The following is an 11,210-nucleotide window of genomic DNA, read 5'->3' on the forward strand; positions in this document are numbered from 1 at the left end:
GCGCGAGCGCGGTGCGGCGCTCCCCGGGCGACAGGTAGCGGTTGCGGCTGGAGCGGGCGAGCCCGTCGTCCTCGCGCACCGTGGGCACGCCGACGATCTCCACGTCGAAGTTCAGGTCGCGCGCCATGCGGCGGATCACGGCGAGCTGCTGGGCGTCCTTCTGGCCGAACAGCGCCACGTCGGGCGCCGTCAGGTGCAGCAGCTTGGCGACGACGGTGAGCACGCCGTCGAAGTGCCCGGGGCGTGTGGCCCCTTCGAGGACGCTGCCCATGGGGCCCGCGGTCACCCGGACCTGGGGCTCGCCGCCGGGGTAGACCTCCTCCACGGAGGGGGCGAACACGACGTCCGCGCCCGCCTGCGAGGCGGTCTTGATGTCGGCTTCGAGGGTGCGCGGATAGCGGTCCAGGTCCTCGCCCGCGCCGAACTGCAGCGGGTTCACGAAGACCGTGACGACGACTTCGCCGTCGGTTCCGGCCGCCTCCCGTGCCGTGCGGACCAGCGTGGCGTGGCCCTCGTGCAGGGCGCCCATGGTCATCACTACGGCCCGGCGGCCGGCCCGCGCGCGGGCGCGCAGTTCGGCGGCGGTGTGCAGCAGGTCGGCCATATGACTCATTCGCCCGCTCCGTCCGTCGTGCCGCCGCGCGGTCCGTCCGGGCCGCCGGGGGCGGTCACGCCGCCCGCGAGGACACCGAGCAGGTCCTCGGCGAGCTCCGGCTTGAGGAGGCCGTGGGCGAGGGCGCGGTCGGCGGTCGCGCGGGCCATCGCGAGATAGCCGGCGACGGTCCCCGGCGCATGCTTGCGCAGCTCGGCGACGTGCGCGGCGACCGTGCCCGCGTCCCCGCGCGCGACGGGGCCGGTCAGGGCCGCGTCACCGGAGCGCAGGGCGTTGTCGAGGGCCGCGCCGAGCAGCGGGCCGAGCATGCGGTCGGGGGCCGTCACGCCCGCGTCGCGCAGCAGCTCCATGGACTCGGCGACCAGCGTGACCAGGTGGTTCGCGCCGAGCGCCAGGGCCGCGTGGTAGAGCGGGCGGGCCTCTTCGGCGATCCACTCGGGCTCGCCGCCCATCTCGATGACCAGCGCCTCCGCGGCGAGCCGCAGCTCGTCGGGTGCGGTCACGCCGAAGGAGCAGCCCGCGAGGCGCTGTACGTCCACGGGGGTGCCGGTGAACGTCATCGCCGGGTGCAGCGCGAGGGGCAGCGCGCCGGCGCGCAGGGCGGGCTCCAGGACCTTCGTGCCGTACCGCCCGGAGGTGTGCACGAGCAGTTGGCCGGGGCGCACCGCGCCGGTCTCGACGAGGCCCTCGACGAGGCCGGGCAGCGCGTCGTCCGGAACGGTGAGCAGCACCAGGTCGGCGCGCTCCATCACCTGGGCGGGCGGGACCAGCGGCACGTCGGGCAGCAGCACGGCGGCGCGCCGCACGGAGCTGTCGGACACTCCGGACGCGGCCACCGGGCGGTGCCCGGCGAGTTGCAGCGCCGCGGCGAGCGCGGGCCCGACACGGCCCGCGCCGACGACGCCCACGGTGAGCCGCGCGGGGCGGTCCCTGGGGTCCGACCGGGGCTCCGGGTGCTGCTCCGGCCGGTGAGATGCGTTCACGCGATGACGCCTTCCGTTCCAGTCCGCTCGGGGTACCGGACGATTTCTCGTCATGCTAACGCTATTGCCCCGCACGGCGCCGTCGGCCGTCCACAGGCTGTGGGCATTCGTACGACAGCGCGCGATGATCTGTGGATGACCGCATACGGCACGCGGGACGACCGCGAGGGCGAGCTGGACGGACGGAACGACGGTGAGGGCGGGCAGGCACCGGCGGGCGACGGCGAGCAGGGCGGGCCGGGCGGGCCCGACGAGCACGCGCGACGGCTCGCGGCCGCGCGGAGCGCGAAGCGGGTCCTGGCGCGCTCCCCGATGAGCGTCTCCCTGGGCGAGCGCGTCGCGGCCCTGGCCGAGGGCGCCGCCGAGGTCGCGGACCTGGAGCAGTTCGGCGACATCTACGGCGACGGCGTCGTCGCCGACCTGGAGGACGAGGTCGCCCGGCTCCTCGGCAAGGAGGCCGCCGTCTTCTTCCCGACGGGCACGATGGCCCAGCAGGTGGCGCTGCGCTGCTGGGCGGGGCGCACCGGCAACGCGACGGTGGCCCTGCACCCGCGCGCGCACCCGGAGGTCCACGAGTCGGGCGCCCTCTCCGTGGTGAGCGGTCTGCGCACCGTGCACCCCACGGACGAGCCGCGCTCCCCCACGGCCGACGAAGTGCTCGACTTCGAGGAGCCGTTCGGCACGCTGATGCTGGAACTGCCCCTACGGGAGGCGGGTTTCGTCCTGCCCACCTGGGAGGAGCTCACGGACGTGGTGGCGGCGGCGCGCGACCGGGACGCCGTGGTGCACGTCGACGGGGCGCGCCTGTGGGAGTGCACCCCGCACTTCGGCCGCCCGCTCACGGAGATCGCCGCCCTCGCGGACAGCGTCTACGTGTCGTTCTACAAGTCCCTCGAAGGCATCGCGGGCGCCGCGCTCGCCGGGCCGCGCTCCCTCACCGAGGAGGCCCGCGCCTGGCGGCACCGGTACGGCGGCCTGATGTTCCAGCAGTTCCCGACCGCCGTCTCGGCGCTGCTCGGTCTCAAGCGGGTGCTGCCGCGCCTGCCGGAATACGTCGCCCACGCGCGCGTGGTCGCGGGCGTGCTGCGGGACGGCTTCGCGTCCTCGCGGGTGCCGTGGTCGCGGGTGCACCCCGATCCGCCGCACACCCACCAGTTCCAGGTCTGGCTGCCGTACCCGCCCGAGGTCCTGAACGAGGCCGCCCTCGCGCAGTCCGAGGAGACCGGGACCCAGCTCTTCTGGCGCTGGTTCCCGGACGGCCCGCCGGGCCTGTCCGTCACGGAGGTCACCGTGAACGGGCCGGGCCTGGCGTGGACGGCCGACGACGTCAGGGAAGCGGTCGCGGACTTCGTGCGCCGCCTCCCTTGAGTCCGTGCAGGAGGCGCCCGAGCGCGGCGCGCGCCCGGCCGTGCGCCGGTCGTTCGTGGACGACGGCGTTGAAGCGCCCGTAGTCGCGCACCTCGCGCACGACCTGCCAGTCGTTGACTCCAGGAGCGGGCGGCGTCCGCTCCCCAAGCTGGGCGGCACGGTAGCTGTCAAGCAGATACTGCTGAGTAACGCTCATGACACAAGACCTTTCACAACAAAGAGTACTTAACGGACAACAGAGGAGGCACCGAAGCCCGTCCGGCGTTTGAGGACGAGCCGCGAACCGCGTTTGAGGACGAGCCGCGAAGCGGCGAAATGGGGGAGAGGGGCGCAGCCCCAGAAACAAACCTGCCCGAGGCCCAAGGCCCGTGTCGCTTCGATTGACGCCAGTCGTCAATCGACCACGGCGTTGTCAGTGCCGCGGTGCACCATGGGGACATGAGCGTGAGCATCGACATCACCGGCCTGACGCCGGAGCGGATCCATGTCGTGCCCTCGCCCCTCGCCGAGCTCGGCATGGCGCTGCACGCGCTGTCCGAGCCGGGCCACCACCCGGGGCTGCAGGGCTGGGCGACAGCCGTGTCCGCGCGCCTCGACCCGTGCCTCGCGGACCGCATGTGCGAGGCGGACTTCCTGTGGCGGACGACGTTCTCGGACGTCTTCGCGCCGTTCGCCGGCATCCCCGGCAAGAGCGAGCTGCCCGGCGCCACGCTCGCCGAGGAGCTGGACCAGCTGGACAAGCTCACCGACCAGCAATTCGTGGACGCCGCCCTGGAGTTCACCTGCCAGCTCGGGTACGACACGCAGCGCGAGACGGACCCGCTGAGCGACCCGGAGACGCGCCGCCACGCCCTGGAGCTCGCCGCCGCCCGCGGCGACCACCAAGTGCGGTTCACCATGCGCCTGCTCGACGACCCGCCCGCCGTGCGCGCCTGGTTCCGGCAGCTCCTGGAGGACTGCGACGAGGCGTTCTTCGCGGACACCTGGTCCCGGGTGAGCCACCAACTCGCCGCCGACGCCCGGCACAAGACGGAACTGCTGCGCCGCAAGGGCCTCAAGGAGGCGCTGCAGGCCATCTCCGGGGCGGTGTCCCTGGACGAGCAGGCGAGCAGGATCACCATCGACAAAATGGCCGTGGGCCACACCAGGACGGGCGAGGGCGGCCTGGTCCTGGTCCCGACCAGCCTCGGCTGGCCCCACCTGATGGTCCTGCACCGCTATGGCTGGCAGTCCTCGATCACGTACCCCGTGAACTCCCCGGGCCTGGCCGCCCCCGCCTCCGTGGAGCAGCTCACGCGCCGCATGGCCGCGCTCTCCCACCCGGTCCGCATGCGCCTGTGCCGCCACCTGGCCCGCGGGTCGTACACCACCGGAGAGCTGGCCGACGCCCACGGCATGACAGCCCCGGAGATATCCCGGCACCTGAGCGTCCTGAAGAAGGCCGAGCTGATCACCACCCGCCGCCGCGGGCGGTACGTACAGCACCAGCTCGACCTCGGCGTGGTCTCACGCCTGGGCAGCGAGTTCATCGAGGGCGTCCTGCGCTGACGGCGAGGGCCCGTGCCCGCGCGGCCCCGCGGGCTCAGCCCGCGCCGCCCCCGCCGCCCCCGCCGGCCCGCACCAGCCCCGTCTCGTACGCGAGCACGACCACCTGCACGCGGTCGCGCAGCCCGAGCTTCGTCAGGATGCGGCCCACGTGCGTCTTCACGGTCGCCTCGGACAGCACCAGGCGCGCGGCGATCTCGCCGTTGGAAAGGCCCTGGGCGACGAGCACCATGACCTCCCGCTCGCGCTCGGTGAGCCGCTCCAGCTCCTTGTGCTGCGGCTGGCCGCCGGTGCCCGGCAGCATCGGCGCGAAGCGGTCGAGCAGGCGCCGCGTCGTGGACGGCGCGACGACCGCGTCGCCGCTGTGCACGGCGCGGATGGCGGCGAGCAGTTCGGCCGGGGGCACGTCCTTCAGCATGAAGCCGGACGCGCCCGCCTTCAGGCCGGAGAAGGCGTATTCGTCCAGGTCGAACGTGGTCAGGATGAGCACCTTCGGCGGATTGGCGTCGGCGCAGATGCGCCGCGTCGTCTCCACGCCGTCCAGCTTCGGCATGCGCACATCCATCAGGACCACGTCGACCGCCGTGGACCGCAGCTCCTGCAGCGCCTCGACGCCGTCACCGGCCTCCGCGACGACCTCCATGTCCGGCTGCGCGGCAAGCACCATCCGGAACCCGGTGCGCAGCAGCACCTGGTCGTCGACGAGCATCACGCGGATCGACATCAAGGGGGTCCCTTCATGGGGGCTTCGTGGAAGGTTCGTGAACCCATCATCGCCGACGACTCGCAAGGCACCGACGGGGCTCGGGAAGTGACAGGTGTCAGTGTGCGGGCTTCAGTGGGAGGAGCGCGCTGATGCGGAATCCGCCGCCGGGGCGTGGGCCCGCGTCCAGCGTGCCGCCGACCATGCCGACGCGCTCGCGCATGCCGATCAGCCCGTGCCCGCTGCCGTCGGCGCCGCCGTCCTCGTACAGCTCGTGCGGGGCGCCCTTGCCGTCGTCCTCGACGAGCAGCCCCAGGCCGTCGTCGAAGTAGACGAGCCGGACGCTCGCCCCGGCGTTCTCGCCGCCGTGCTTGCGGGTGTTGGTCAGCGCCTCCTGGACGATGCGGTACGCGGTGAGCTCGACACCGCTGGGCAGCGGGCGCGGGGTGCCCTCCACCTTGAAGTCGACCGGCAGGCCCGCGCCGCGCACCTGCTCTATCAGCTCGTCGAGCTGCTCCACGTCCGGCTGCGGGACGTACTCGCCGCTCTCCTCGGGCTCGCCCGTGCGCAGCACGCCGAGCAGCCTGCGCATCTCGGCGAGCGCCTGGCGGCCGGTGCCGGAGATGGTGGCGAGGGCCTGCTTGGCCTGGTCGGGCGCCGCGTCCAGGACATAGGCGGCGCCGTCGGCCTGGACGACCATCACCGAGACGTTGTGGGCGACCACGTCGTGCAGCTCGCGGGCGATGCGGGCGCGCTCGGCGGCGACCGCGACCTTGGACTGCGCCTCACGCTCCTTCTCGAGCCGGTCGGCGCGCTCCTCGAGCTGGGCGAGGTAGGCGCGGCGGGTGCGGATGGAGTCGCCGAGCACCCAGGCGAGCGCGAACGGCACGATCATGAACACCGTGAAGAGGACGTTGCCCCAGACGCCCGCGGTGCTCTCCGGCCAGCGCAGCTGCGACAGCGGGGCCGCCGCGAGCCCGCCGGCCAGGGCGAAGCGCGAGGCCCACCGGGGGCCGTCCGCGGCCGCCGTGTAAATGATCACGAGCATCGCGAAGTTCGCGGGACCGGGCCTCACATCGAAGATCAGCTGTGCGCAGCCGAGCCCCGCGGCGAGCACCAGCATCCGCTCGGTCGTCCGGCGCCGCAGTGCCACCACGACACACAGGCCGATGATGATCGGCACCGCCGCGAGCGCCGGATCCCGGCCCTCGGTGTCGGCGACGGCCACCAGCCCAATCCCGGAGAGTCCGAACAGGACGAACGCCCAGAAGGCGTCGACCCCGGTCGGGTGTCTGCGGAGAAAGTCATAGAGGCGCTGCACGTAACCCAGCGTAGGCAACCCGTCGGGCCCCTCGGGTCAACCGGAGGTCCGATCCGTACGACGCTCTCGTACTCCCCAAGGTGGAGGCCCGCATAGCCTTCGGGATGTGACGAACGAGGCACCAGGAGCACACGGAGGGCAAACCGGCGCGCCGCGCGCCTGGCGGGAGGCCATGGAGGCGGCGCTGTACGGCCCGGACGGCTTCTACCGGCGGCGTGAGGGGCCCGCGGCGCACTTCCGCACCTCCGTGCACGCCTCGCCCCTGTTCGCGGGCGCCGTGGCCCGGCTGCTGTGCCGCGTCGACGCCGCGCTCGGGCACCCCGGGGAGCTGGCGTTCGTGGACATGGGCGCGGGCCGCGGCGAGCTGACAGCGGGCGTCCTCGCGGCGCTGCCCGCCGATGTGACGGCACGCGCGCGTGCGTACGCCGTGGAGCGCGCCGAGCGCCCCGAGGGACTGGACGCGCGCGTCGAGTGGCGCGCGGAGCTCCCGGACGGCGTGACCGGCCTGCTCTTCGCCAACGAGTGGCTCGACAACGTGCCCCTGGACGTGGCCGAGCGGGCGCCCGACGGCGCGCTGCGGCGGGTCCTCGTACGCGACGACGGCACCGAGGAGCTCGGCGGTCCCGTGGACGGCCCGGACGCCGCGTGGCTCGCGCGCTGGTGGCCGCTCGGCACCGAGCCCGGCCTCCGCGCGGAGATCGGCCGCCCCCGGGACGAGGCGTGGGCCGCGGCCGTGGCGACGCTGACGCGGGGCCTCGCGGTCGCCGTCGACTACGCCCACACGCGCGCGCACCGGCCGCCCTTCGGTACGTTGACGGGCTTCCGCGCGGGCCGCGAGGAGCCGCCCGTGCCGGACGGCAGCCGCGACATCACCGCGCACGTGGCGCTCGACGCCTGCGCCCTGCCCGACGCCCGCCTGCTCTCCCAGCGCGCCGCCCTGCACGCCCTCGGCGTCGTCGGCGACCGGCCGCCCCTGACGCTCGCTTCCAGCGATCCGGCCGCGTACGTACGGGCCCTCACGCGCGCGGGCGAGGCGGCGGAGCTGACGGCGGCCGGCGGGCTCGGGGACTTCGGGTGGCTGGCGCAGCCCGTGGATGTACGCCTGGAGGATGTCCTGGCGCCGTAATCCGCCCTCTGCCGTAATCCGCCCTCTACGGAGGGGCTACTTGTCGATGTCGCCGACTACGAAGAACAGCGATCCGAGAATGGCCACCATGTCGGCGACGAGCTGGCCGGGCAGCAGCTCCGTCAGCGCCTGGATGTTGTTGAACGACGCGGAGCGGAGCTTGAGCCGGTACGGGGTCTTCTCGCCCTTGGACACCAGGTAGTAGCCGTTGATGCCGAGCGGGTTCTCGGTCCACGCGTACGTGTGGCCCTCCGGGGCCTTGAGGACCTTCGGCAGGCGCTGGTTGATCGGCCCCTGGGGCAGGTCGGCGATCCGGTCCAGGCAGGCGTCCGCGAGGTCGAGGGCGTTGTGGGTCTGCTCCAGGAGGCACTCGAAGCGGGCCAGGCAGTCGCCGTCCTCGCGGGTCACCACCTTCAGGACGTCGCCCAGCTCGCCGTACGCCAGATACGGCTCGTCGCGGCGCAGGTCGAAGTCCACTCCGGAGGCGCGGGCGATGGGTCCGCTCACTCCGTAGGCATGCACCGCGGCGGCGGAGAGCACGCCCACGCCGCGTGTGCGCCCGCGGAAGATCTCGTTGCCGAGCACCAGGTTGTCGTACACGTCCATGCGCGAACGCACCGCCGCGACGGCTGCCCGCGCGCGGGTCGTCCAGCCCGCGGGCAGGTCCTCCTTGAGGCCGCCGACGCGGTTGAACATGTAGTGCATGCGGCCGCCGGAGATCTCCTCCATCACGTTCTGGAGCTCCTCGCGCTCCCGGAAGGCGTGGAACACCGGGGTGATGCCGCCCAGTTCGAGCGGGTACGAGCCGAGGAACATCAGGTGGTTCAGGACCCGGTTCAGCTCGGCGAGCAGCGTGCGCGTCCAAACCGCGCGCTGCGGCACCTCCATGCCGAGCATGCGCTCCACGCCGAGCACGACGCCCAGCTCGTTGGAGAACGCCGACAGCCAGTCGTGGCGGTTGGCCAGCATCACGATCTGCCGGTAGTCGCGCGCCTCGAAGAGCTTCTCCGCGCCGCGGTGCATATAGCCGATGACGGGCTCCGCGCGTTCGATCCGCTCGCCGTCCAGGACCAGGCGCAGCCGCAGCACGCCGTGCGTGGACGGGTGCTGGGGGCCGATGTTGAGCACCATGTCGGTGCTCTCGGCCGCGCCGCCGATGCCGAAGGTGGTCTCGGCCTGCTCCGTCGTCCGCGGCCGTGTCGTGGGCGTGTGCTCCGTCGTGGGGCTCATGCCCACAGTCTGTCGTACGCGCGCGCCCTGACCACTGTCAGATCCCGTACGTACGCTTGGGGCATGGAGACCGGGACGGCGGCGGGGCCAGGGGGATCCACGGGGGAGCGCGAGACGCCGCCCGTGTGGACCGGGCTGCCGCGCGGGGTGCTGACGATGCGCAGACTGCTGCTCGTGGTGTGGCTGGTGCCGCTCGCGGTGGCGCTGGGGGTGCTGCTCGGGCTGTTCGCCGGGCCCCTGTGGGCGGCCTTCGCGGCGCTGCCGCTGGCCCTCGCGGCCTGGGGCTGGGTGCTGCTCGCCCGCAACTGGCGCTCGTGGCGGTACGCCGAGCGGGCCGACGACCTGCTCATCAGCCGGGGCGTGCTGTGGCGCGAGGAGACGATCGTGCCGTACGGCAGGATGCAGCTCGTCGAGGTCACGTCCGGCCCCGTGGAGCGCTATTTCGGGCTCGCCGGGGTCCAGCTCCACACGGCGGCGGCCGCCACGGACGCCCGCATCCCCGGCCTCGACCCGAAGGAGGCCGAGCGGCTCCGGGACCGGCTGACGGAGCTGGGCGAGGCCCGATCGGCGGGGTTGTGAGCGCGGGTGCGCCGACGGGCGACGCGGGGCCGACGGGCGACGCGGGGAGCCCCGGGAGGACCCCGGGGCCGGACGAGGGCGGCGGGCCCGAGTCCGATGGCGTACGAGAACGACGACTGCACCCCGTCACACCCCTGCGCCGCGCCTGGGCGCCCATCGCGATCCTCGTCGGCTGGGCCTTCCACGACCCGGACGGCACCCAGCGCCGCCTGTCCGAGCTGACCGCCGTCACCCTCGCCCTCGGCGCCACCGCCGTGGTCGTCGGCGGGGCCCTCTACGGCTTCCTGAGCTGGTGGTTCACGCATTTCGCGGTCACGGACACGGAGCTGCGGATCCGTACGGGCCTGCTGTTCCGGCGCACCGCGCACATCCGGCTCGACCGGCTGCAGGCGGTCGACGTGACGCAGCCGCTCGCCGCGCGCATCGTGGGCGTGGCCAAGCTGAAGCTGGACGTCGTCGGCACCGAGAAGAAGGACGAGCTGGCCTACCTGGACGAGAAGCACGCCGCCGAGCTGCGCGCCGAACTGCTCGCGCGGGCGGCCGGTTTCGCCCCCGAGACGGCGCGCGAGGTCGGCGAGGCGCCGGTGCGGAACCTGCTGCACGTGCAGCCGCGCATGCTCGCCGTGTCCCTGCTGCTCACCGGCGCGCCCTGGGTGCTCCTGATGGCCGCGCTCGTCGTACCGACCATCCTGTGGCTGGTCACGCACAACGCGTGGACGGTCGTCGCGACGGCGCTGCCCATGCTGGGCGGTGCGTTCGCGAGCAGCGTGGGGCGGTTCGTCGCGGAGTACGACTGGCGGGTGGGCGAGTCGCCCGACGGCCTGCGCATCGACCACGGGCTGCTCGACAAGGCGCACGAGACGGTGCCGCCGGGGCGGGTGCAGACCGTGCGCGTCGTCGAGCCGCTGCTGTGGCGGCGGCTCGGGTGGGTGCGGGTGGAGCTGGACGTGGCGGGGTCGTCCAACAGCGTGCTCGTGCCGGTCGCGCCGCGCGCGCACGCGGAGGCGGTGATCGCGCAGATTCTGCCCGGGGTGCGGGTGCCGGCGGCGAGCGATCTTGCGCTGCCGCCGTCGCGGGCCGCGTGGTGTGTTCCCGTGTGGTGGCACGGGTACGGGCTCGCGGTCACCGACGCGGTGTTCGCGGCGCGGCACGGGCTGTTGCGGCGGCGCCTGTCGTTGGTGCCGCACGCGAAGGTGCAGAGTGTGCGGCTTGTGCAGGGGCCCTGGGAGCGGTTCAAGGGCGTGGCCGACGTGAAGGTGGACACCGGGGCGAACAAAACGGTGACCGCGCGGCTGCGGGGCTCCGACGAGGCCGTCGGGCTCCTCCAGGCGCAGGCGGAGCGCTCCCGGACGGGGCGCCGGGAGGCACGGCCGGACCGCTGGATGGCCTGAGGCGCCTGAAGTCGGCCGACGGGGCCGGGTTGCGCCCTTCCGGTACGTCACGGTGCCGTGGGCTTGGGGGTGTGCCCCTGCCCGCACGTGGAGGCACCGTGGGCCCGGGGGGGCGCCCCTCCCCCCACATATCGGCACCGTCGGCCTGGGCTGTGCCCACCCGTTCCGCCCTGCGGAACGACTGCCCACAGCAGGGGCCACCGGAGGGAAAGCCGCGCACAGCGGGGGCGGGGGCAGCGGGGCTGCGCACAGCGGGGGCGGCGGGCGACGGGGCTGCACACAGCGGGAGCGGGGGCAGCGGGGCTGCACACAGCGGGAGCGGGGGCAGCGGGGCTGCGCACAGCGGGGGCG

Annotated in this window: 11 protein-coding genes; 5 read left to right on the forward strand and 6 right to left on the reverse strand. The window is 73.7% G+C overall.

The features are described from left to right. Positions 1 to 604 (reverse strand): pantoate--beta-alanine ligase (panC, locus tag STRAU_RS05795; RefSeq protein WP_037657765.1); only part of this gene is annotated, 604 nt, incomplete at its 3' end. A 5-nt stretch (positions 605 to 609) separates the two neighbouring features. Further along, on the reverse strand, positions 610 to 1,521 hold the full coding sequence (locus tag STRAU_RS05800) for a Rossmann-like and DUF2520 domain-containing protein (RefSeq protein WP_016639312.1): 912 nt from the start codon (positions 1,519 to 1,521) through the stop codon (positions 610 to 612). 210 nt (positions 1,522 to 1,731) lie between these two features. Here STRAU_RS05800 and STRAU_RS05805 point away from each other — a divergent pair, with 210 nt between their 5' ends. Next, the gene (locus STRAU_RS05805) at positions 1,732 to 2,964 is read left to right on the forward strand and encodes a threonine aldolase family protein (RefSeq protein ID WP_078620986.1); all 1,233 of its coding nucleotides are present in this window, start codon (positions 1,732 to 1,734) and stop codon (positions 2,962 to 2,964) included. Here the strand turns inward: STRAU_RS05805 and STRAU_RS39970 are convergent. Continuing rightward, positions 2,924 to 3,160 (reverse strand): hypothetical protein, encoded by a 237-nt coding sequence (locus STRAU_RS39970; protein WP_016639314.1) that lies wholly within the window; start codon positions 3,158 to 3,160, stop codon positions 2,924 to 2,926. The genes STRAU_RS05805 and STRAU_RS39970 overlap by 41 nt on opposite strands. A 242-nt stretch (positions 3,161 to 3,402) precedes the next feature. Between STRAU_RS39970 and STRAU_RS05810 the strand changes: the two genes are divergently transcribed. Then, positions 3,403 to 4,512 (forward strand): DUF5937 family protein, encoded by a 1,110-nt coding sequence (locus tag STRAU_RS05810; RefSeq protein ID WP_016639315.1) that lies wholly within the window; start codon positions 3,403 to 3,405, stop codon positions 4,510 to 4,512. Positions 4,513 to 4,546: 34 nt separating this feature from the next. On the opposite strand, the gene STRAU_RS05815 is transcribed toward STRAU_RS05810, so the two are convergent. Continuing rightward, positions 4,547 to 5,233: a response regulator transcription factor gene (locus tag STRAU_RS05815; protein ID WP_016639316.1), complete on the reverse strand. Its 687-nt coding sequence runs from the start codon at positions 5,231 to 5,233 to the stop codon at positions 4,547 to 4,549. A gap of 97 nt (positions 5,234 to 5,330) precedes the next feature. Further along, positions 5,331 to 6,533, reverse strand: a complete 1,203-nt coding sequence (locus tag STRAU_RS05820) for a sensor histidine kinase (RefSeq protein WP_016639317.1) — start codon at positions 6,531 to 6,533, stop codon at positions 5,331 to 5,333. Between the two features lie 172 nt (positions 6,534 to 6,705). Between STRAU_RS05820 and STRAU_RS05825 the strand changes: the two genes are divergently transcribed. Next, positions 6,706 to 7,659 carry an SAM-dependent methyltransferase gene (locus tag STRAU_RS05825; protein WP_016639318.1) on the forward strand — a complete coding sequence of 318 codons (954 nt, stop codon included), beginning with the start codon at positions 6,706 to 6,708 and terminating at the stop codon, positions 7,657 to 7,659. Between the two features lie 36 nt (positions 7,660 to 7,695). Here the strand turns inward: STRAU_RS05825 and STRAU_RS05830 are convergent, their stop codons facing one another. Continuing rightward, positions 7,696 to 8,889, reverse strand: a complete 1,194-nt coding sequence (locus tag STRAU_RS05830) for an NADH-quinone oxidoreductase subunit D (protein ID WP_052028972.1) — start codon at positions 8,887 to 8,889, stop codon at positions 7,696 to 7,698. Between the two features lie 63 nt (positions 8,890 to 8,952). On the opposite strand from STRAU_RS05830, the gene STRAU_RS05835 reads away from it, so the two are divergent. Both STRAU_RS05835 and STRAU_RS05840 read left to right on the forward strand, forming a co-directional pair. Next, positions 8,953 to 9,468, forward strand: coding sequence for a PH domain-containing protein (locus STRAU_RS05835; RefSeq protein WP_037657767.1), 516 nt, complete (start codon positions 8,953 to 8,955; stop codon positions 9,466 to 9,468). Then, positions 9,465 to 10,859: a PH domain-containing protein gene (locus STRAU_RS05840; RefSeq protein WP_016639321.1), complete on the forward strand. Its 1,395-nt coding sequence runs from the start codon at positions 9,465 to 9,467 to the stop codon at positions 10,857 to 10,859. Before STRAU_RS05835 ends, STRAU_RS05840 begins: the two co-directional genes overlap by 4 nt. The last annotated feature ends 351 nt before the right edge of the window (positions 10,860 to 11,210 follow it).

Source organism: Streptomyces aurantiacus JA 4570, from assembly GCF_000414115.1.
Lineage (GTDB): Bacteria > Actinomycetota > Actinomycetes > Streptomycetales > Streptomycetaceae > Streptomyces > Streptomyces aurantiacus_A.

Coding starts and splice junctions, on each gene's coding strand:
- STRAU_RS39970 (WP_016639314.1), bottom strand. CDS start 3,160: ATGAGCGTTACTCAGCAGTATCTGCTTGACAGCTACCGTGCCGCCCAG.
- STRAU_RS05825 (WP_016639318.1), top strand. CDS start 6,706: ATGGAGGCGGCGCTGTACGGCCCGGACGGCTTCTACCGGCGGCGTGAG.
- STRAU_RS05810 (WP_016639315.1), top strand. CDS start 3,403: ATGAGCGTGAGCATCGACATCACCGGCCTGACGCCGGAGCGGATCCAT.
- STRAU_RS05805 (WP_078620986.1), top strand. CDS start 1,732: ATGACCGCATACGGCACGCGGGACGACCGCGAGGGCGAGCTGGACGGA.
- STRAU_RS05835 (WP_037657767.1), top strand. CDS start 8,953: ATGGAGACCGGGACGGCGGCGGGGCCAGGGGGATCCACGGGGGAGCGC.
- STRAU_RS05830 (WP_052028972.1), bottom strand. CDS start 8,889: ATGAGCCCCACGACGGAGCACACGCCCACGACACGGCCGCGGACGACG.
- STRAU_RS05815 (WP_016639316.1), bottom strand. CDS start 5,233: ATGTCGATCCGCGTGATGCTCGTCGACGACCAGGTGCTGCTGCGCACC.